The sequence below is a fragment of the Virgibacillus subterraneus genome (assembly GCF_900110695.1).
GTDB classification, from domain to species: domain Bacteria; phylum Bacillota; class Bacilli; order Bacillales; family Amphibacillaceae; genus Lentibacillus; species Lentibacillus subterraneus.
The window spans coordinates 158,416-178,067 of record NZ_FOEH01000003.1 but is presented as its reverse complement, the minus strand read 5'-3'; the positions used below and the strand labels follow the sequence as shown (position 1 = coordinate 178,067).

Genomic DNA, 19,652 nt, shown 5'->3' with positions numbered 1-19,652 from the left:
TTAAACACCTCTTCTATCCTTTATTATCGTTGTGAATAGGAATGAATTAGCTCGGTTAATTTTTTAAGTGTTTCAGGGTTTATATCTGGTGTTACACCATGACCCAAGTTGAAAACATGGCCTTCTTGCATAATTGCTTCATCTAAAATGCCCTTCGTTTTTGTTTCAATTGTTTGCCAATCTGAAAGTAAAACAGCAGGATCAAGATTACCCTGCATCACCTTTGTTACACCCATTTCCCTTGCTTCGGTAATGGATGTGCGCCAGTCCAGGCCAATAACATCTACTGGTAAGTCATTCCACTCCATCAACAGGTGTCTTGCACCTACTCCAAAAATAATTAATGGCACATTTTCCTTTTGCAAAGCCGTAAAAATACGATTCATGACTGGTTTAATATATACACGGTAATCAGCAGCATTTAATGCTCCAACCCATGAGTCAAAAATTTGTATGGCTTTAGCGCCTGCTTCAATTTGTGCCTTAACATAAGCAATCGTCATATCTGCTAGTTTGTCCATTAATGCAAACCATACCTCTGGCTGACGATACATAAATGCTTTTGTTTTTGCATAATTTTTAGATGGTCCACCCTCTATCATGTAACTTGCCAATGTAAATGGCGCACCGCTAAATCCGATAAGTGGAACTTCCAGTTGCTCTTCACTTAATAAACGAATTGTATCCAGTACATAAGGAACATCAGTTTTAGGGTTGATTGCACCCAACCTTTCTACGTCTTGAAAGTTCTTTATTGGGTTATGAATCACTGGCCCGATTCCGGATTTAATTTCTACTTCGACTCCAAGTGCAGGTAGTGGCGACATAATATCCTTATATAAAATTGCTGCATCTGTTCCATAATGTTCAACAGGCAGTCGTGTCACATACGCACATAATTCTGGCTGATGCGTAATTTCAAATAATGAATACTTCTCCTTTAATTCCCGATATTCTTTTTGGGAACGCCCAGCCTGTCGCATAAACCATGCTGGGATATAATCCGTTTTTTCTCCATTGTACGCTCTTAAAATTGTATCATTGATTTTTTCTGACATTATCTTCATCCTTTTAAACTGCCATTTTACCCACTTAAGGTCAACTATCTACTATTTACTATAGCTTTTTCCCATCCCACTGTATAGCAAACCACAAGGATTGTCACCAATTTGTCTAAATTACATTGACAAAGTTACGGTATTTGATTTATTCCCTTCCCGTTTAGTCAAGGGATCGTACGGTACAACATAATAGCTGGTAGCTTTAAAAATACTTATATTATTAACAGTAAATTCGTTTTTCTCTTCGACTTTACCAATTCGTTCATCAACACCCTCTTTTTCCTGGTAAATATGATAAACAACCCGATCGTCTTTAGCCGGGGTCCACTGCAGCTTTCCTTTAAATAATGAAAATCCGCCAAAGGAATAGTCCCCATTTAATACCACTTCTTCAGGTAATTTAATCGGTTTTGGTAAATCCTTAACATTTTCAGGCTTTTTAAAAGTAGCTGTAAGAGTTTGCTCTTTGTCCAGTTCAGATAGAATCGCCTTCGTAAGTTTTGTTGGATATTCACTGCCGCCAGTTAAGTAATGCTCTTTATCTGAAGTATCATACCCCATCCAAAGCGCACTTACATATTGTGGGGTATATCCAACAAACCATGCATCCTTTACTTCATCAGCAACATGCGGATGCTGGGTTGAACCCGTTTTTCCAGCTAACGCCTTTGAATATTCACCTGCACTTGCTGTCCCCTCGTTAACAGCTTCCGTTAATATCGATGTCATATTCCAAGCCACTTGTGGGCTGAATACGTCGGTTGTAGCTGCCTCACCTTGAAAAATAACTTCGTTTTGCTTGTCATATATTTTGTCGATTGCAAATGAATCAATAGTTTCCCCATTTCTAGCGAATGAAGTGTAACTTTCAGCCATTTTTAAAGGGGTCAGACCTTCTGAAAGTCCACCCAGCGCAATAGCAAGACCTTCATCAGGGACTGTAATATCCATTTTAGTTAAGTAGTCCTTTGCATTGGATACCCCCAATTCATTCAAAAGCCAAACTGCAGAAGCGTTTTTTGATTCTATTAATGCTTCAAATATGGATACAGCTCCCTCATAATTACCGTCATAGTTCGTTGCGGTATATCCATTAATTTCCATTTTTTGATCACGTATTAACGTATATGGTTGATATGCTTCCTGCATCATAGCCGGTCCATATACTGCAATTGGTTTCATCGTTGAACCTGGCTGACGATTAACAGTCACTCGGTTCAAATCACCTAGCTGATAATCCCTGCCGCCAATAGCAGCAACGATTTTTCCCGAATCCTGTTCCATCATGACGAAAGCGCCTTGAACACCCTTCGTATTTCCTGGGAAATAGTCCCCATTTTTGAATTTTTTATAGGCGATTTGTTGCGCCTTTTCATTCATATTTACAACAATTCGATATCCACCGCGTTTTAACTCATTATTCGACAAATTATATTCTTCTTTAGCTTCCTGTAACACTAAATCATTATAGCTATCTGTCCATGGATTTGGTTTATTTTTCTTCACTTTTAATCCTAATGTCTTACCTTGAGAACTCATACGCTTCTCAGTCGAAATCTTGCCTGTATCATCCATCGCTTTTAAGACAACATTTCTTCGTGCTTTTGCTTTCTTAGGGTGATCAACTGGCGAATATCCATTAGGCGCTTTAGCTAGACCAGCCAATAGCGCACCTTCCGTCACATTAAGATCCTTGACTGACTTCGAAAAGAACGTTTGTGAGGCAGTCTCAATTCCATATAAACCTTGTCCAAAATAAATTTCATTTAAGTATAACTCCAAAATCTCATCCTTAGAATATTTACGTTCCAGATGTATTGCAGCCATCACTTCTTTGGTTTTACGCATCCATGTTTTATCATTATGCAAAAACAGATTCTTTGCTAACTGCTGCGTGATGGTACTTGCACCTTCCACTTTTGCCATAGCTATAATATCACGATAGATCGCTCGCACAACCGATTGAAAATCCACACCTCCATGATCATAGAAACGTCTGTCCTCGACAGCTACAAAAGCTTCCGTTACATGGCCTGGAATTTCTTCTATGTTTACCGGAATTCGATTTTCATTATATAATTTACCAATTATATTCCCATCACTAGTTTCAATTGTTGTCGTTGCATCCAGTATTAATTCTTCTTCATCGACAACAAGGTTTCCACCGAATAAAATAGCCGTATATCCTATTATTGCAACAATTAAAATAAAAGCGGACGAAATCAACAGCCATTTCATTTTCTTTCTTATAGAGCTCTTGGATTTATGCATTTATTCACCTCTATATTTATTGCACACACACTTTATTATACGACAAAATTCGTCATTAAAAAAGGAATAATACTTACTGTTACTTAATAATTATTTTAATTGAGTATGAGGCAAAAAATAGGGTATGTTAAAATGAAAAGAAAGAAAGGGGTATACTATGAATGCATATATGACGAATGGGACATTTGATTTTCTAAAAAAACTCAGAGACGACCATCCAGCTATTGATTTTTATTATATGAGCGGGGACTCTAGCACGTTAGTTTATTATGAAGCTAGCAGTAAAAGCATTTTCTCAGCAGGAAGATCGTATGAGGCAATTATCAAAAATGGAGATTTACAAGACAGTGGCTTTGTTGTCATGAATAACATCCCTGTTACCGAGGAAGGTACAGCAGTTTTCGAAGACCGGTTCAAGCAACGACAACAGAATGTGGACTCAATGCCTGGATTCCAAGCATTTCGTTTGTTAAAGCCGAAAAAAGGTAATACTTACGTTGTCTTGACACAATGGGCCTCAGAGGATGACTTTGAAAACTGGAAAAACTCGGACCAATTTAAAAAAGCCCATAAAGACGGTGGTACAAAACCACCTGCATATTTTGCAGACAGACCATTCATAACAAGCTATCGGATGATAAACCTGGATGATTGAGGAGTATGAGCACCATGTAAAGAGATTTTCAACCTCACAGGGTGCGTTCTTTACGAGCGAGGCAGCTTAAGTACGCGACGTCCTTTGTACCCGGAGCGGTGAAAGCGAGTATATTCCAACTGTGTGGTCAGGGTGCCTCACTAAATACTACAAATCGGTTACCTTTAGTTAACTTTCACAGTTTATCAACTGTGAAGATAAAAATTTGTCATCCGCCAAGGGCTCTATTGCTGAATACGTTAGCTATACTTATACACTCAATAAAAAAGCTAGCTTGGGGTAACCACCCTAGCTAGCTTCTTCATTTCCATCTACTGCATACTCATTGAAAAACGCTCTGAACATTTCTTCCGATTGCGATCCATTCACTCGATCTACTTCTTCTCCATCTTCAAAGTGAACAAGTGTTGGGGTACTTTGGATACTATAATTACTCCATGCATCTTCAAATTCCAATACATTTAATTTCTTCATATCAACGCCCATGTCCTCAGCCAGTGGGGCAAGTATTGGTGTAGTACGCTTACAGTGTGGACATGTTGGATCATAAAAATACACGGTTACGTCCTCTCCGTTATCCAACTTTTCCTCCAAGTTATCAGGGGTGATTTGATTCTGATAATCAGGATCATCAAGCTGATCAATTGTTGCTTGATGCAAGTTATCTTTTCCATAAGGGTTTTCATTATCGCCCATAGCCTGGTTGTTTTTATAATCAATCACAAAGTAAAGTGCAATAAACAAAACTAGTATTGAAGCCAATATAATTAGCATTTTCTTTTGCATATCTTACTTCCTCCCATCTTGTTTGATAATTATAATATGTAGAACAAAAATTACAATAAACGCAATTCCAGCTAGAAAAGGAATCGTAACAAATCCAAAATAATTAACGTATTGCGTATTACATGGAACTGCTCCACAAGACCCACCAGCTTCATGCAACGCTGGCAATTTTTGAATTAGATAATGATAGATTGAAACTAACAAGCCAATTCCACTTAAGATTAACCCTGGCAATGCAACTGCTATATCTTTTTTGATAGCTGCTACACCATAGATAATCACTAACGGGTACATTAATATTCGCTGTATCCAGCATAATTCGCATGGGACATACCCCATTACTTCAGAAAAGAACAAGCTACCCAATAGCGCAAGAAGTGCCTGAGCCCAAACAAGCATTAATAATGTTTCATTTGATTTTGTATTGTCCATGTTCGCGTACTCCTTTATTTATCATACATAAGAATTATACAAGACTCTATAATAAAAAATCAAAAAAGAGGATTACATAATTCTAATCCTCTTGTTTAACTATGTCATTTTTGTGAACATATACAGCTGCTTGCGTACGGTCATGAACGTCCAGTTTTGACAGTATATTACTAACATGTGTTTTTACTGTTTTAATCCCAATATAAAGTTTATCGCCAATTTCCTGATTGGTAAGGCCATCACCGATACACAAAAGTACCTCAAGCTCACGTTCCGTTAGTTCATCGTGTGCCTTCCTTTGTTCTGTCCGAAAACTGGTCATCATTTTCCCAGCAACCTTTGGCTCAATTACATTTTCGCCAGCTCCAGCTTTTTTAACTGCATCTGCAATTTCGGATGCTGAAGAAGTTTTTAAAATATAACTGAACGCCCCCGCTTCAATTGCAGGGAACACCTGTTTATCATCATAGTAGCTTGTTAGAATAATAATTTTGCATGCTGGAAACTCTCTCATTACCTTTGCCGTTGCTTCAATTCCTGAGCCATTTTCCATCATCAGATCCATTAGAACAACATCTGGTTTTGTTTGTAAAATCAAATCGGCACCGTCATTGCCACTAGAAGCTTCACCAACAACTTCAATGTCACACTCTGTCTGCAAATAGGCTACTATCCCTTTACGCACAATTTCATGATCATCTACTACTACTACACGAATTATCATTTTTCTCCTCCTAATTTAACAAGGAATGCGGATATCCAAATATGTTCCTTCACCTTGAATTGAACGGATCGTGAACGTTCCACCTAGTTCCTCGCTTCGCTCCCTCATCGTTTTCAATCCATATGAAGTTTTACGGTTCGTATCTTCATCCACATTAAACCCTTCTCCATTATCACTGATATGCAAAAATAACTCATTTGCTCTTATAAAAATTTTTATTTTAGCTTCTGATGCAGCGGCATGACGGAGTGTATTTGATAATGATTCCTGAATTATACGAAAAACATGCTCTTCCGTGGTTTCGGACAATTCAATATCTTCATCAATCGATACCGTAAAATTCATATTCGTTTTTTGTTTCAGTTCATCAATTAGCTTCTTTACCCCAATTGGCAAAGGCTCCCCGGATAAATGAACAGGTCGTAAATGCAATAATAGTGCACGCATCTCAGTCTGTGCCTTCAACGCGCTATCAGCGACATCTCTTAGTTGTGTCTTAGCTACCTCAGAATCAATATCCAACTGCTTCAAAGCCGCTTCAGACATCATGGTTATCGCGAATAACTGCTGACTGACCGCATCATGCAGATCACGAGCTAATCGCTGTCTTTCTTCAATGACTGCAGCCTTATGTGACGACTTGGCAAAATCGGCTTTTTCATCAGCCATTCGTTGTAATGACTTCACCTGGTTTTGCAATTTTTCGCCAAGTTCATTCATCTCATTACTAATTCTCGTAACCTCGTCACTTTCATTAAAATAGACACGTGATTGATAGTTTCCATTCGCAAATTGGGTAATCAATACAGATAAATAATCCAACCGTTCTTTTATTTCGCCACTTGATTTAAAACCGGCATAAACAGAAATTATAAGACCTAATAAAACATACAGCAAAATAAATACAAATATGCTCATTGCAGAAAGCCAGTCTGGACTTACCAGGACATGTATCGACAATAATACAGATAAAAGAATAACCGTTGTTAGAAAAACCGCATATAAATGAGAACGAATATACATGTAACGGATACTGCTAAATTTTTTCATCATTTATTCGTTCCCCTTTCAAACCGTAACAACTCGAATGGAACCTGCCTTCAAATCAAGTAGAATATCCAGTTTTTTTATTGCTGTTTCGTAATCAACAGTTTCGTGCATTAGATGTCTATTGATTCCTTCCGCCTTTCTCCCGGCTATATCAATTTCTCCTGCCTTAACAGAAGCATCAACACGAAACTCAATATTCTCAGGAATTAGAATATGAACATCACCGGCCAACGAGTTAATGGTAATTGGAATTTCTTTTTCTGGAATAAATGCTTTTGAAAAATCGAGATAAAAATCCCCAGCCATACTTTTAAGGTTCATCGGCTCTACTTTCCAGTTAGGCTGATTAAACTCATGTTCGCCAATTGAGAAGAAACTGCTGTCATAATTGCCTTTTACTTTATTCCTTTTAGACCATTTTTTATCCCATTTGATATTCCACTTGCTTCGCTTTTGAGAATTACCTATAAAAGAAAATCCAATATAAACAATTAGCAGCGGCCACAATTTATACACATCATTAAAGGTAAATTCAATTAGTTCAAAACGGTCAAACAGTAAGAGTGAACCAAAAATAAAGAAAAATGATCCAAAAATCCAGCTTCCTCCTTGATACCTTATTTTATCAAGCATCCACTTTAGACCAAAAATAATAAATAGAACTGGATAAATATAAATCCAGGCATTATTCATATTAAAATCAATAATTCCTATATTAGATAAAACTAATGCTGCCCCTACTAAAATAAGCATAATTGCTACAAAAGACCGCAAAAAACTATTCCTCATTTTGCACACCTCTTTCTCTCTTTCGATAGCTTAGAATTGTTTTATTTTTTAAGCTGTCAACACCAATCACATAAACAAAATAACCTATTGATAAAAACATAGCTGCAATAAATGAATATAAAAAATTACGATTTTTAAATTCCTGTGTAACTTGATTGTGCGATACAGCCTCCATTTCGAAAACTCCCTCTGATTTAACTTACTTCTATTTTACTAAGTGGTATCTCGAAAGATAATAGTCTCTGGATTGTTTTTGTCTCCGTCTTAAGACTGAATCTTAAACCTGCGATTACGTATTAGTTCGTATAAATAAATTAAACCTACTAAAAAAATAAATCCAAATATAAAACCAGCGAGTACATCTGTTAAATAATGCACATTAATCATATACCTGCTTATTCCAATCAGAAAAATTAGTAGCGCAAACAGGAATTGAACCACAAAAGTGGCTTTTGCAGATGTAAGATTCTTCGTAATAAAATACGCCAGCAAACCATAACAAACCATCGATATCATCGCATGCCCGGATGGAAAACTATACCCTTCAGCATTGGCGGCAACGAGAATACTTGGGCGCTCCCGCTCAACAAGTTTTTTTATCAATATGTTCAAGCCATGGCTAGTAAGCGTTCCTATTCCAAAAACCAATGCCGGCAGCCAGTCACGAAAAATCCACCATAACATAAGGGTAATAATGATTGTGAACGGCACTAAAAACTCTTCAGATCCCAGTTCTGTCGTCCAGCGGAAAAACGTATAAACACTGGAGTCATCAAATTTTTCAACAACTCCACGTGTCAGCCGATCAACATACAAGGTTTGTCCAGTAAGAATCCGCGTCACCCAAGTACCTAAGGTTATAATGACAATCGAAAATAAAAAAATAATAATATAATTCCGTTTATTCCACACGTAAATAACCTCCTTATCCCATAATACCTTACTTAACGTTTTAAAAAAATGGAATAGGGAAATGTAATTATATAGATAAAAATCATATGAAAGGTTGCGATATGCTATGAATAAAGATTTACAAAATTTAATTGATGGTCTAAATGAAGACCTTGCAAATGAATATGGAGCAGCAATCCAATATACGTATAGTGCTTCAGTTGTGTACGGGTTATATCGTTCTGCATTGAAACCATTTTTCGAGGCGGAAATCAACGATGAAATGGGGCATGCACTATACTTATCAGAAAAAATCAGTACACTCGGCGGTACACCAACAACGAAGTCAGCAGATATTCCGCAGCCTACTGAAGTAAAAGACCTATTGGAGGCAACACTTAACTCAGAAAAAGACACCATCGAACGCTATGAACAACGTAAAAAACAAGCAGACGAATTAGGCTATACCGAGTTAGTTGTTAAACTCGAAGACATGATAGCTGATGAAACACATCATAAAGAAGAAGTTGAACGGTTATTAAAAGACCCAAGATTTTCATCATAATCCAGTAAGGTTGTCTCAAATTAGAGGCAACCTTTTTTAATTGCACATGTAACCAGTTGATGATCGCGCTCTTCTGTTGATGTTCGCGCTCTTCTGTTGATGTTCCCGCTCCTTCTGTTGATACACCCTCTCCTTCTGTTGATACACCCTCTCCTTCTGTTGATACACCCGCTCCTTCTGTTGATACACCCTCTCCTTCTGTTGATACACCCTCTCCTTCTGTTGATACACCCTCTCCTTCTGTTGATACACCCTCTCCTTCTGTTGATACACCCTCTCCTTCTGTTGATACACCGCTCACTTCATCTCATTCTCAACAAAACTATTCAACCTGCTCCTAAAAATGTTATAATAATTAGAAAATATAAGGGAGTTTTTATTTTGCTAAATGAAATACATAAACAACTCGATGCGCTTTACCCGGAAATGGTTGAAATCCGACGTTTCCTGCATCAGTATCCAGAACTTTCTTTTCATGAAACAAAAACAGCACAATATATCGCAGACTTCTATGAAAAACTAGGAATCCCGTACCAGACGAACGTTGGCGGAAACGGTGTTATTGCTACATTAAAAGGTGGTAAGCCTGGCAAAACTGTTGCATTAAGAGCAGACTTTGATGCCCTGCCAATCCAGGATGAGAAAGATGTTCCATATAAGTCAAAAGTAGATGGCGTGATGCATGCGTGTGGACATGATGGACACACTGCTACATTGCTCATGCTCGCAAAAACAATGATGTCCTTCCAAGAGGATTTGCCTGGAACAATCGTCTTCCTGCATCAACATGCTGAAGAGTATGCACCAGGTGGGGCTAAACCAATTATTGAATCTGGTGCAATTGATCATGTTGATGCAGTATTTGGAACACATCTTTGGGCCACTACCCCATTCGGTGTGCTGCAAACGACCAAAGATGTATTTATGGCTGGGACAGACCGCTTCACAATAACGATTCATGGTCAAGGTGGGCACGGTGCATATCCTCATGAAACAAAGGATGCTATTGTAATCGGTTCACAGCTGATAACACAGCTTCAGCAAATTGTAAGCAGACGATTAGACCCACTGGAAACGGCAGTGCTTACAATTGGTGTATTTGAAGCAGGTACGACATTTAATGTTATTGCAGATAAAGCAAAGATAGTCGGCACGGTACGATTTTTAAATACAGCTGTCCAAGAGCAAGTCATAGAAGAAATGGAAAAAGTAATCAAAGGAGTATGTGTTTCGATTGACGCTTCCTTTTCATTCGATTATGTAAAAGGCTATCCACCACTAGTTAACCATGCTGAGGAAGCTGAACTTGTCCTGAAGGCTGGTGAAAAAATCGAGGAAATTCATACTGCTGAGGAAGTACTGCCTGTCATGGGTGGCGAAGACTTTGCGTATTATACAATGAAAAAGCCTGGTGCTTACTTTTTCACAGGGGCTCAAAAGGAAGGTAATGAATTCCCGCATCATCATCCAAAATTTGATATTGAAGAACGCGCATTACCAGTGGCAGCCAAGACATTAATTCAAGCCTATTTTGATTATCAAAAGTAATAATAAATACCCTTCAACAATTGAAGGGTATTTATTATTTCATCTTCTTTTTCACATAACCGTTTATAAATAGATAATTAAATACTATCCCCACAACCAGAACAGCCAGCACCCCAATTAACTCACCCATCCCTAAAAATAATAGAGCGAAAATCACAGTTTGAATAACTGTTAATTGAAAAAGCAATTTCACCATTGATCTTTGACGAATCTCCAAGTCGACAGGGTACATGTCTAACCACATAATCGTCCGATGGTGATGATAAAGTGTCATCATTTGAAAACTGCTCATATACAAGAATAACAGGGCGAAAATTAACTTCATCCATATATTTGGTACATAGTAAATAAATAATCCGCCAATAAAAATCAAACGAAAATACATACCCAGATAATCACCACTGCGGATAAAGGTAATTCGATATAAATAATCAAATGTATGCTTGTTTGCAAAAGGCACCTTATTAATAAGTGATACGAGCCAATGTCTGGTTTTAACTTGATTTCTCAAATGCGGGACATCGGTAAACATATTTGCCAGCCGGTAAAAAGAATGCATGCGATTACGGTCTTTTTCAACCAATAAATCCCACAAAATACCTGCCTGTTTTCTTGAAATATTTAAATCATATAGAAACACAAGTGTAAATAATAATGTCGTAACCCCCGCTAACAGCATTTCGCCTTGAATGATAAAATAAAATACAGCAATATTTAATAGGGTTCGTACGAGCAAATCAACCTGACGAATTCCCGGTTCGCGTATTTTCAGCATCCACCAATTCGCCATTAGGTTCCAGCCTTTGAAAACTAGAACAACAAGCAACGTTAATAAATAGACCTTGCCAGCACGATCAGGATATGTAGCAGAATATAACGGACCAAACATAGCTCCTAAGAGTAAGATTAAATATAGCTGAATAACGAAGCTGTAGACAATTCCATTCCGAAAGTAGGGCCCCATTTTATTTTCAGCAGTTATTAAGAATACTAAATCTGGTTCTTTTAATAATGTCCTGACCGGACTATAACTAACTAGAAGCCCAAATACAGCACCGATAATAATTGCTGTAGGAAAATTTTCCGGAAGTGCTGTTAACCACTGCTGATAATAATAGGCAAGAGCTGAAACAAAAAATAGCATTGCAAAAGCAATATGCCCATTGAATATATAACGTAAATAGCGGCTTGTCTCCTTAATATGCGCAGCAAACCGTTTCTTGAAAAATTCATGTGCATTAAACATGGCTATCTTCCTTTGTTAATTGCACATACAAGTCATCAAGTGTTGACGCAGGCATGTTGAAATTCTGCCGCAGCTCATCCAACGTGCCAATTGCCCGAATTTCGCCATCATGCAAAATTACAAACCGGTCACAATAACGCTCTGCAGTTGCAAGAATATGTGTTGACATCAGCACACCTGAACCATTGGCCTTCATCTTATCCATTAGTTGTAAATAAGACTTAATCCCAAGCGGATCCAGCCCAACAAACGGCTCATCAACAATATATAATGGCGGTTCAATTAGAAAAGCACACATAATCATTACTTTTTGGCGCATCCCTTTTGAGAAATGAACAGGAAACCATTTTAATTTTTTTTCCATTCGAAATTCATTCAATAATGGAGGCAGTCTTTTTTCAAATACATCTTCAGGTATATTATAAGCCATTGCAGTCAACTGAAGATGTTCATATAATGTTAACTCATCATATAAAATCGGCATCTCAGGTATATAGGCCATTTGATTCCGATAAGTTGTCCTGTTTTCCTGAAAAGTTTTGCCATTTACAGCAACCTTGCCCTTTTTTGCATGCATTAAGCCAATAACATGTTTGATTGTGGTACTTTTTCCGGCACCATTCAAGCCAATAAGCCCTACAATTTCGCCTGGAAAGACATTAAATGAAATGCCTTGCAGAACGTTTTTATGTGTATAACCACCATACAGATTATCAATATGTAACAAAGGTTCCACGAGATTTCCTCCTAGTATTCACTTAGCTAAAATTTTACCATGTTTACCGAGCAAAGCCAAAACAAACTATTCACCAGTTTTCGACAGAAATTGTGTATAAAATTTCTTAATCCGTTCACACTAACAAATGAAGTCATGAGGATCTAACACTATCATAAAATTTCGTATTGCACACAAATGAGGTGTTTGTGATCGATAATTCTGTGATTGACAATCTAATGAAATAAACCCTTTTGCCAGGGCGTCTCAATTACTTTGAGATGCTGACAAAAAGGTTTTTTGTAATCACGTTAAGTAGCAGCATGCGATTTAACATTAATTACAAAGTCCCCAACGTTAGAGTGTATAGCATCCTCATACTTCTTAAAGCAGGCAGGTCCATTAGCGTGGGCCTGACCTGTTTATTTAATTGCAATAGCTTTACATTATACCCTATTCCTATATACAATAAAGTAAAATGATTAGGAGTGATTTGCATGCCGCATGAAGATTGTATTTTTTGCAAAATCTTAAATGGAGAGATCCCATCAGCAAAAGTTTATGAAGATGAATATGTCTATGCATTCCTTGATATTAGCCAGGTAACAAAAGGGCATACGCTAGTGATACCAAAGATACACACAAAGAACATTTATGAAACTCCACCAGAGGTTGCAAGTTCGCTATTTGCAAGAATTCCAACAATCGCAAACGCAATCAAAAAAGCCTATCAGCCAATCGGGATGAATCTTTTAAATAACAATGAAAAACCTGCAGATCAATCGGTATTCCATTTACATATTCATATCATACCGCGCTACGGTGACAGTGACGGATTTTCATCAAAATGGGTAACACATGAAAAGGACTACACGCCAGAGGACCTGCAGCAAATTGCAAAAGAGATTGGTTTAGAAGTCTAAACGGTTAATTGATATATCTGAAAATTAGTACTTTTTATTTCGCCTACTATTTGATATAATATTATTGTGTTAATTAATGCTATATTGATCCTCTGGCACAGATTGTCAGAGGATTTATGCAGTAAGAAAATTTTTATACTTTCCTAACTGCTTAAAAAACATGTTTCATAGTAACCTCAAAAAAGGAAAAGATATACCAAGAGTTGAAAGGAGCGTATTCTCTATGGCAAACGGAAAATCACTAATTCTCGGGATTATGGTTGGGGGAGCTGTCAGTGCCACAGCAACTTTACTGAGTACACCTTCATCAGGAAGAGACTTTCGCTATCGTGCAAAAGAACAAAGTATGGAATGGAAAAGTATGCTTGAAAATATTAAACTTGATGGACTGCGTTTGAAAAAGCAAATTTCAGAAACTTCAAAAGAAGGTGCTGCCCTAATCAAAGAACTAACTCAGGAAATGAAAAGATCTGTTGAGGAGTGGAAAGGTACTGTTGAACCCCATCGAGAAAATATCCATGAATATTTAGAACAAATTGAATCAAGCTTGAAAGATTTAGAAACTAAACTTAAAAAAGAATGAAAAAACAGGCTATCAAGGTTGATAGCCTGTTTTTCTATTCTGCAGGTTCCAGATCTTCTATTGACTCTATATCCATATAAGACGGAACAACTAGACCGATTTTTGCGCCTTCAAGATTTGCACCAAGATCTTCAAATTGATCGGAGTACTTATCATAAAAATCTTTATGCGTTACTGGCATCCAAGCAGCAAGTGTTGCATCACCATCACCATTTGCAATTGATTCAAATACAACTGCAACATCTACTGGTGTAACCGTGACATCATAACCTAATTTCTCCATTACAGCTTTCATCACAAACGCTGAAGAACGTTCGGAATCCCAAGGTGTTGATACAAGTTCAAATGACTCTCCATCAACTTCTTCGACTCCCTTCGTCCATTCACTAATCTTATCCTGATTATTTTCTACCCAGCGCTTGGCAACTGCTTCAATGTCGTCGCCAGTTTCTTGTGATTCATACATAATGCTCTCCATATCTTTTACATCCCACTTAAATTGGTCAACTAATTTGTAAGCGTTTGGCTTTTCCTCTTTTAGGCCTTGTCTGGCAATCGTCTTAATTACTTCTTCCGTACCGTATATACCTTTAGGGTCATCCAAATACTTCATATCTGGGTATTTGGCAAATGTCCAATGTGGGTTCCAGCCAGTAATAATGATTGGCTCTTCGTCTTTAATTGCTTTATCCAGTTCTGACGCCATTGCAGCAGTGGAAGATAAGTTTACTTCCCATCCACTCAACGAATCATACTCTTCAATTGCTTTCTCTGTTGTTACTGATATCCCTGCTCCCGGCTCTATACCGGTAATTGTATGTTCTACTGCTTCACCATAATTAATTTCGCCCTCAGTGCCTGTATTCTCTTCATTATTGCCTGCATTACCCTCGTTGTCACCGCCAGATCCACATCCAGCCGCAATAAGTATTGCTAAAAGCCCCAAAATAAATGTTAATTTTGTCCATCTACGATTGTTTTTGATCATGCCTCTAATCCTCTCCTTCTTATCAATTTTGCTTAGAAAACTTGGAAATGCCAATATTAGTGGAAACTAAAATAGTTGTACTATTTATACAGATAGAGTACTGCCATACCCTGCTACTAAAACTAAAGGCTGATACATTTTAGTATCAGCCTTTAGTTTTGTTTTATTCTACTTCAGAAGTCCATTCATCTACTTTATCCTGGTTTTCTTCAACCCATGTTGCGGTTGCTTCTTCAACAGGAGTACCATTCTGAACTGATAGCATTACACTTTCAATGTCAGCAGAATCCCATTTAAAGGCATCTAGTACTTTGTATGCGTTTGGTAGATCTTCTTTAAGTCCTTTACGAGCCATTGTTTCGATTGTTTCAGCATCACCATATACACCTTCTGGATCTTCTAAATATTTTAAGTCATATTTTTGGAATTTCCAGTGTGGAGACCAACCTGTAACAATAATTTCTTCTTCGTTTTCGATTGCTTCACCTAGAGCAGTTGCCATTGCACCACTTGAGGATGTTTGAACTTCCCATCCATCTAGATTGTCATATGTCTCTACAGCGTCTTCTGTAGCTGCTACAACACCAGCTCCAGGCTCGATACCAGTGATCGTTTTATCAGCCTGTGAATCAAGATCAGCCAAAGAGTTAACATCCATGTATTCTGGTACAACTGCACCAATTTTCGCGCCTTCTAAGTTAACACCTAGCTCTTCCAATTGGTCTGAATACTCTTCATACTGTGTAGCGTGTGTTCCTGGTAACCATGCTGCAACCATAGCGTCTGCTTCTCCGTTTGCAACAGCTTCCCACATTACTGAGTTATCAAGTGGTGTTAATTCAACATCATATCCAAGGTCTTCTAACACCTTTCCAACAACATTTGTAGATGCAACTTCAGTGTCCCATTCTACATAAGCTAATTCAATTTCTTTACCTTCACCGACTTTAGCTGAACTATCATCGGATCCTCCGTCGTCTGTTGTTTCGCCATCAGAGCCACAACCTGCAGCTACTAATGATAATGAAAGTCCGGCAGCAATGCCTAGACGTTTCCAGTTAAATTTTAACATAACTATAAAACTCCCCTTTTACTATTATTTATATATGGAAACTCTTCGTAAGAAAAGGTACCAACTTAATCACTCTTCGAATTCACTGTTTGTGTGAATCGATCAATAATAATTGCAAGTATTACTATACCAATACCTGCTACGAATCCTGTTCCAACTTGTGCACGTTGCAGTGCCGATAGAACTTCTCTTCCAAGTCCAGGTGCACCAATCATAGATGCAATTACTACCATTGATAAAGCTAACATAACTGTCTGGTTAATACCAGCCATAATAGTTGCCTTAGCCATTGGTAATTCTACTTTAAATAACTTCTGTGCCCCGGTACTACCGAATGCATCAGACGCCTCCACCAGTTCTTTGGAAACCTGACGAATACCTAAGTTCGTGAAACGCACTGTCGGTGGTGTTGCAAATATTAATGATGCAAATATACCTGGCACCATTCCTATACCGAAAAACGCAACTGCAGGTATCAAGTAAACAAATGCTGGCATTGTTTGCATGAAATCGAGTACTGGTGTGATAATCGCTTCCGCAGCTTTACTCTTAGACATTAATATACCAAAAGGAACACCAATAATTACTGATAAAATACTTGATATTAAAACCAATGTAAATGTATTCATCAGATGCTCCCAGAATCCCTGATTATAAATCAGCCATAACCCTACAACACTGAATGCTGCCAAACCGAGTTTTTTACCTGATATAAAGAATGCGATTATGGCTACAACTAAAATAATAATTACAGGTGGAATAAGGATTAAAGTATCTGCAGACCACTCCATAAATTCACCAAAATGCTCTTTAATTGGATCAAACAGAAATGCAAATGTATCTGTAATCAGATCAGTAAACCATTCTGTTGCTTGTGCTATTTTTATCTTCGGTACGAATTCTAATATGTTATTAAGCATCTCCTATATTCACCTCGCCATCTCCAGCAAGTGCAGCTATAACAGCTCCACGGACAACAATTCCAACAAGTTTATCGTTTTCAACGACTGCAACCGGAACTGGTGAGTCATGAATAACATTAAATATCTCATTCATAGAAGTTTCTTTATCCACTTTTTCAATATCAGTGCGCAATATTTCTTTAATATCACGTACTTCATTCTTTCTCGCTTCAGACGCATCATCAGCTGTTACATAACCTTTAAGATTACGTTTGCCATCAACCACTAAGATACTTGAGAGGCCTTCCTCACGCATACGCTCTAAAGCAACACGCGGACCATGCTTTTCTATGTTTATAGTTTCAGGACGTTTCATAATATTTTGTGCGGTTAATACTTTTGAACGGTCCACATCTTCAACAAACTTTTCTACATAATCATTTGCTGGATTAACCAAGATTTCCTCTGGTGTCCCAATTTGAACGATGGAACCATCTTTCATTAATGCAATACGGTCACCTAATCTTAATGCTTCATCTAAGTCATGTGTGATAAATAAAATTGTTTTTTGCATACTTTCCTGCAGGTCAATAAGTTCATCCTGCATTTCTTTACGAATAAGTGGATCTAAAGCTGAGAAAGCTTCATCCATTAGTAGAACCTCAGGATCGTTAGCAAGAGCACGTGCCAATCCGACACGTTGTTGCATACCACCAGATAATTGTCCTGGAGATTGATGGATATACCCACCTAGTCCGACCATTTCTAATGCATCCTGTGCCTTTTTCTTTCTTTCCTCGGCAGGAACATTTTGAATTTCCAACCCAAATTCTGCGTTCTCCAAAATAGATTTATGGGGAAACAATGCAAAACGTTGGAAAACCATACTTAACTTTTCTCTTCGAATTTTGCGCAGTGACTTCATATCCATTGTTGCTAGATCATCACCATCGATTAGAACACTACCTTCAGTAGGTTCAATTAACCGGTTAACTAATCTTACTAAGGTTGACTTTCCACTACCAGATAAACCCATAATAACAAATATTTCGCCCTCTTCTACAGAAAAAGTAGCGCGATTAACCCCGACTGTATTACCGGTTTTCTTCAAAATCTCGTCTTTTGACACCCCTTCATCCAAAAGCTTTAAAGCTTGTTTAGGGTTTCTGCCAAACACTTTTGATAAGCCTTTAACATCAATTACAGGCACAACATTCACCTCTCTCTTTCAAATGATACCTTCCCGTTATCAACCAGGAAATTTGTATTACTACTTTTTTCTTAGTTTCTCTACACACATGTATTTTATGAAACTGATTTCTAAAATAATTAGATCCGAACAGCATCACTCACTTGTAATACTATATATATATTACAGCTATATTTCAAACATTAAGTACCATTAATTTTGTATATATTTTTCGTACAGTTTATTCTGTATAAAGTTTTGCGTGCTCATTCTTAATATTTCTCCCATTTCCTCCTATTTACTGTCCTATCACTAATTTTAAATAAAATTAACTTTAGTGTAATCTTTATGTAGCAGTGTGCAAGGAGGATTTTATGTTTGAACCATCGACAGAAAACTTAACAAATAAAATATTAATAGAATTCGCCAAAACAATCGAAATGTTTGGTTTAACTCCATTGGAATCAAGACTATTTGCTTATATGTACCTAGTAGAAAAACCAATGACACTAGATGAAATGAGTAACGGATTAGGTAAAAGTAAAACCTCTATGAGTACTAGTATCCGAAGTTTGTCTGATTTAAACCTTGTTACCCTTGTATGGAAGAAAGGAGTACGTAAGGATTTATATGAAGCCAATACTGAGCTTTTTAAAAATTTCATGAGTTTTTACGTAAATAAATGGTTCGATGCAGTTAACCATCAGAAAGATTCGCTAGAAGAGATAATTAAAAAACTTAAGCAACACGAAACGGAACATGAACCCGATACATATGAAAAGCTACTAAAGATAATAAACTTTCACAAACAGGTAGAATCATCATTTCAAAACATGGGCCAAGGTTAATATTTAAACTTTATTTTTCATTTTCTTCTAAAACCCGTATAAATTCGTTCATTAAAGAAGGATAGTATCCTTCTTTTTTTAAAGCATAAATAGTTTCATTTGGATACAGCTTTTCACTAAGCATGCCAGCAAAGTGAACCAGTAAACCAGAAAAATCCAAAAAACCTTCTTCTTTCTGTTCTTCGAATTGACTATCTAACATTTTCAAACGCTTCATTAGCTCTTCAAATTCCATTTGTGATATATCTTTTTCGATAAGTAACTTAATTAAAGGAAACTGATCAATATTAATAACTTTTGCCAATAAACAAAGATGAAAGGCCGTTGTTTTATTTTGATCTATATTTTCCAATAAAAATGACCTCCCAAATGATTTATTTTAACTCTTTCACCCGTTGGCATAGAAGTCACGAA

The 19,652-nt window shown here is 37.2% G+C and carries 23 protein-coding genes; 6 read left to right on the top strand and 17 right to left on the bottom strand.

The window, feature by feature from the left end:
* Positions 1 to 23 precede the first annotated feature (23 nt).
* Together hemE and BMY13_RS10515 are read right to left on the bottom strand one after the other, a co-directional pair.
* The gene (gene hemE, locus BMY13_RS10520; protein ID WP_092493617.1) at positions 24 to 1,058 is read right to left on the bottom strand and encodes a uroporphyrinogen decarboxylase; all 1,035 of its coding nucleotides are present in this window, start codon (positions 1,056 to 1,058) and stop codon (positions 24 to 26) included.
* A 120-nt stretch (positions 1,059 to 1,178) separates the two neighbouring features.
* The gene (locus BMY13_RS10515; protein WP_092504466.1) at positions 1,179 to 3,332 is read right to left on the bottom strand and encodes a transglycosylase domain-containing protein; all 2,154 of its coding nucleotides are present in this window, start codon (positions 3,330 to 3,332) and stop codon (positions 1,179 to 1,181) included.
* Positions 3,333 to 3,489: 157 nt separating this feature from the next.
* Between BMY13_RS10515 and BMY13_RS10510 the strand changes: the two genes are divergently transcribed.
* Complete coding sequence (locus tag BMY13_RS10510; RefSeq protein WP_092493615.1) at positions 3,490 to 3,987, top strand: antibiotic biosynthesis monooxygenase family protein; 498 nt, start codon at positions 3,490 to 3,492, stop codon at positions 3,985 to 3,987.
* A gap of 288 nt (positions 3,988 to 4,275) precedes the next feature.
* Here the strand turns inward: BMY13_RS10510 and BMY13_RS10505 are convergent, their stop codons facing one another.
* The 7 genes from BMY13_RS10505 to BMY13_RS10475 form a co-directional block, all read right to left on the bottom strand.
* On the bottom strand, positions 4,276 to 4,773 hold the full coding sequence (locus BMY13_RS10505) for a thioredoxin family protein (RefSeq protein ID WP_092493614.1): 498 nt from the start codon (positions 4,771 to 4,773) through the stop codon (positions 4,276 to 4,278).
* 3 nt (positions 4,774 to 4,776) lie between these two features.
* Positions 4,777 to 5,205: a disulfide oxidoreductase gene (locus tag BMY13_RS10500; RefSeq protein ID WP_092493613.1), complete on the bottom strand. Its 429-nt coding sequence runs from the start codon at positions 5,203 to 5,205 to the stop codon at positions 4,777 to 4,779.
* Positions 5,206 to 5,287: 82 nt separating this feature from the next.
* Positions 5,288 to 5,926 (bottom strand): response regulator transcription factor, encoded by a 639-nt coding sequence (locus BMY13_RS10495; RefSeq protein ID WP_092504857.1) that lies wholly within the window; start codon positions 5,924 to 5,926, stop codon positions 5,288 to 5,290.
* An 18-nt stretch (positions 5,927 to 5,944) separates the two neighbouring features.
* On the bottom strand, positions 5,945 to 6,982 hold the full coding sequence (locus BMY13_RS10490; RefSeq protein WP_092504464.1) for a sensor histidine kinase: 1,038 nt from the start codon (positions 6,980 to 6,982) through the stop codon (positions 5,945 to 5,947).
* 15 nt (positions 6,983 to 6,997) lie between these two features.
* Positions 6,998 to 7,768, bottom strand: a complete 771-nt coding sequence (gene liaF, locus BMY13_RS10485; protein WP_092493611.1) for a cell wall-active antibiotics response protein LiaF — start codon at positions 7,766 to 7,768, stop codon at positions 6,998 to 7,000.
* The gene (locus BMY13_RS10480) at positions 7,758 to 7,943 is read right to left on the bottom strand and encodes a hypothetical protein (protein ID WP_092493610.1); all 186 of its coding nucleotides are present in this window, start codon (positions 7,941 to 7,943) and stop codon (positions 7,758 to 7,760) included. The genes liaF and BMY13_RS10480 overlap by 11 nt, the downstream gene beginning before the upstream one ends.
* 89 nt (positions 7,944 to 8,032) lie before the next feature.
* Complete coding sequence (locus tag BMY13_RS10475; protein ID WP_092493609.1) at positions 8,033 to 8,680, bottom strand: phosphatase PAP2 family protein; 648 nt, start codon at positions 8,678 to 8,680, stop codon at positions 8,033 to 8,035.
* Positions 8,681 to 8,786: 106 nt separating this feature from the next.
* On the opposite strand from BMY13_RS10475, the gene BMY13_RS10470 reads away from it, so the two are divergent.
* Positions 8,787 to 9,224, top strand: coding sequence for a ferritin-like domain-containing protein (locus tag BMY13_RS10470; RefSeq protein ID WP_092493608.1), 438 nt, complete (start codon positions 8,787 to 8,789; stop codon positions 9,222 to 9,224).
* On the opposite strand, the gene BMY13_RS10465 is transcribed toward BMY13_RS10470, so the two are convergent.
* Positions 9,139 to 9,525, bottom strand: a complete 387-nt coding sequence (locus BMY13_RS10465; protein WP_092504462.1) for a hypothetical protein — start codon at positions 9,523 to 9,525, stop codon at positions 9,139 to 9,141. The genes BMY13_RS10470 and BMY13_RS10465 overlap by 86 nt on opposite strands.
* An 80-nt stretch (positions 9,526 to 9,605) precedes the next feature.
* On the opposite strand from BMY13_RS10465, the gene BMY13_RS10460 reads away from it, so the two are divergent.
* Entirely contained in the window at positions 9,606 to 10,772 is a 1,167-nt protein-coding gene (locus tag BMY13_RS10460) for an amidohydrolase (protein WP_281243691.1), read from the top strand.
* Between the two features lie 34 nt (positions 10,773 to 10,806).
* Here the strand turns inward: BMY13_RS10460 and BMY13_RS10455 are convergent, their stop codons facing one another.
* Together BMY13_RS10455 and BMY13_RS10450 are read right to left on the bottom strand one after the other, a co-directional pair.
* A complete protein-coding gene (locus BMY13_RS10455) occupies positions 10,807 to 12,018 on the bottom strand; it encodes an ABC transporter permease (RefSeq protein ID WP_092504460.1) in 1,212 nt (403 codons plus the stop codon).
* Positions 12,011 to 12,754 (bottom strand): ABC transporter ATP-binding protein, encoded by a 744-nt coding sequence (locus BMY13_RS10450; RefSeq protein ID WP_092504458.1) that lies wholly within the window; start codon positions 12,752 to 12,754, stop codon positions 12,011 to 12,013. Before BMY13_RS10450 ends, BMY13_RS10455 begins: the two co-directional genes overlap by 8 nt.
* Positions 12,755 to 13,230: 476 nt before the next feature.
* On the opposite strand from BMY13_RS10450, the gene BMY13_RS10445 reads away from it, so the two are divergent.
* Positions 13,231 to 13,656, top strand: coding sequence for an HIT family protein (locus BMY13_RS10445; protein WP_092504456.1), 426 nt, complete (start codon positions 13,231 to 13,233; stop codon positions 13,654 to 13,656).
* A 223-nt stretch (positions 13,657 to 13,879) separates the two neighbouring features.
* Positions 13,880 to 14,239 carry a YtxH domain-containing protein gene (locus BMY13_RS10440; protein WP_092493603.1) on the top strand — a complete coding sequence of 120 codons (360 nt, stop codon included), beginning with the start codon at positions 13,880 to 13,882 and terminating at the stop codon, positions 14,237 to 14,239.
* Positions 14,240 to 14,273: 34 nt separating this feature from the next.
* Here BMY13_RS10440 and BMY13_RS10435 read toward each other — a convergent pair whose 3' ends face one another.
* From BMY13_RS10435 to BMY13_RS10420, 4 genes are all read right to left on the bottom strand, one after another.
* On the bottom strand, positions 14,274 to 15,227 hold the full coding sequence (locus BMY13_RS10435; RefSeq protein WP_092504454.1) for a glycine betaine ABC transporter substrate-binding protein: 954 nt from the start codon (positions 15,225 to 15,227) through the stop codon (positions 14,274 to 14,276).
* Between the two features lie 163 nt (positions 15,228 to 15,390).
* The gene (locus tag BMY13_RS10430) at positions 15,391 to 16,299 is read right to left on the bottom strand and encodes a glycine betaine ABC transporter substrate-binding protein (protein ID WP_092493601.1); all 909 of its coding nucleotides are present in this window, start codon (positions 16,297 to 16,299) and stop codon (positions 15,391 to 15,393) included.
* Positions 16,300 to 16,364: 65 nt separating this feature from the next.
* On the bottom strand, positions 16,365 to 17,219 hold the full coding sequence (locus BMY13_RS10425) for an ABC transporter permease (protein WP_092493600.1): 855 nt from the start codon (positions 17,217 to 17,219) through the stop codon (positions 16,365 to 16,367).
* Positions 17,212 to 18,411 carry a quaternary amine ABC transporter ATP-binding protein gene (locus BMY13_RS10420; protein WP_092493599.1) on the bottom strand — a complete coding sequence of 400 codons (1,200 nt, stop codon included), beginning with the start codon at positions 18,409 to 18,411 and terminating at the stop codon, positions 17,212 to 17,214. Before BMY13_RS10420 ends, BMY13_RS10425 begins: the two co-directional genes overlap by 8 nt.
* Positions 18,412 to 18,764: 353 nt before the next feature.
* Between BMY13_RS10420 and BMY13_RS10415 the strand changes: the two genes are divergently transcribed.
* Positions 18,765 to 19,238: a GbsR/MarR family transcriptional regulator gene (locus tag BMY13_RS10415; protein WP_092504452.1), complete on the top strand. Its 474-nt coding sequence runs from the start codon at positions 18,765 to 18,767 to the stop codon at positions 19,236 to 19,238.
* A gap of 10 nt (positions 19,239 to 19,248) precedes the next feature.
* Here the strand turns inward: BMY13_RS10415 and BMY13_RS10410 are convergent, their stop codons facing one another.
* The gene (locus BMY13_RS10410) at positions 19,249 to 19,590 is read right to left on the bottom strand and encodes a DUF1878 family protein (RefSeq protein WP_092504450.1); all 342 of its coding nucleotides are present in this window, start codon (positions 19,588 to 19,590) and stop codon (positions 19,249 to 19,251) included.
* Positions 19,591 to 19,652 lie beyond the last annotated feature (62 nt).

Excerpts from the sequence above, each read along its gene's own strand:
- hemE (WP_092493617.1), bottom strand. The coding sequence starts at position 1,058 with ATGTCAGAAAAAATCAATGATACAATTTTAAGAGCGTACAATGGAGAA.
- BMY13_RS10515 (WP_092504466.1), bottom strand. The coding sequence starts at position 3,332 with ATGCATAAATCCAAGAGCTCTATAAGAAAGAAAATGAAATGGCTGTTG.
- BMY13_RS10510 (WP_092493615.1), top strand. The coding sequence starts at position 3,490 with ATGAATGCATATATGACGAATGGGACATTTGATTTTCTAAAAAAACTC.
- BMY13_RS10505 (WP_092493614.1), bottom strand. The coding sequence starts at position 4,773 with ATGCAAAAGAAAATGCTAATTATATTGGCTTCAATACTAGTTTTGTTT.
- BMY13_RS10500 (WP_092493613.1), bottom strand. The coding sequence starts at position 5,205 with ATGGACAATACAAAATCAAATGAAACATTATTAATGCTTGTTTGGGCT.
- BMY13_RS10490 (WP_092504464.1), bottom strand. The coding sequence starts at position 6,982 with ATGATGAAAAAATTTAGCAGTATCCGTTACATGTATATTCGTTCTCAT.
- liaF (WP_092493611.1), bottom strand. The coding sequence starts at position 7,768 with ATGAGGAATAGTTTTTTGCGGTCTTTTGTAGCAATTATGCTTATTTTA.
- BMY13_RS10480 (WP_092493610.1), bottom strand. The coding sequence starts at position 7,943 with ATGGAGGCTGTATCGCACAATCAAGTTACACAGGAATTTAAAAATCGT.
- BMY13_RS10470 (WP_092493608.1), top strand. The coding sequence starts at position 8,787 with ATGAATAAAGATTTACAAAATTTAATTGATGGTCTAAATGAAGACCTT.
- BMY13_RS10455 (WP_092504460.1), bottom strand. The coding sequence starts at position 12,018 with ATGTTTAATGCACATGAATTTTTCAAGAAACGGTTTGCTGCGCATATT.
- BMY13_RS10445 (WP_092504456.1), top strand. The coding sequence starts at position 13,231 with ATGCCGCATGAAGATTGTATTTTTTGCAAAATCTTAAATGGAGAGATC.
- BMY13_RS10440 (WP_092493603.1), top strand. The coding sequence starts at position 13,880 with ATGGCAAACGGAAAATCACTAATTCTCGGGATTATGGTTGGGGGAGCT.
- BMY13_RS10435 (WP_092504454.1), bottom strand. The coding sequence starts at position 15,227 with ATGATCAAAAACAATCGTAGATGGACAAAATTAACATTTATTTTGGGG.
- BMY13_RS10430 (WP_092493601.1), bottom strand. The coding sequence starts at position 16,299 with ATGTTAAAATTTAACTGGAAACGTCTAGGCATTGCTGCCGGACTTTCA.
- BMY13_RS10425 (WP_092493600.1), bottom strand. The coding sequence starts at position 17,219 with ATGCTTAATAACATATTAGAATTCGTACCGAAGATAAAAATAGCACAA.
- BMY13_RS10415 (WP_092504452.1), top strand. The coding sequence starts at position 18,765 with ATGTTTGAACCATCGACAGAAAACTTAACAAATAAAATATTAATAGAA.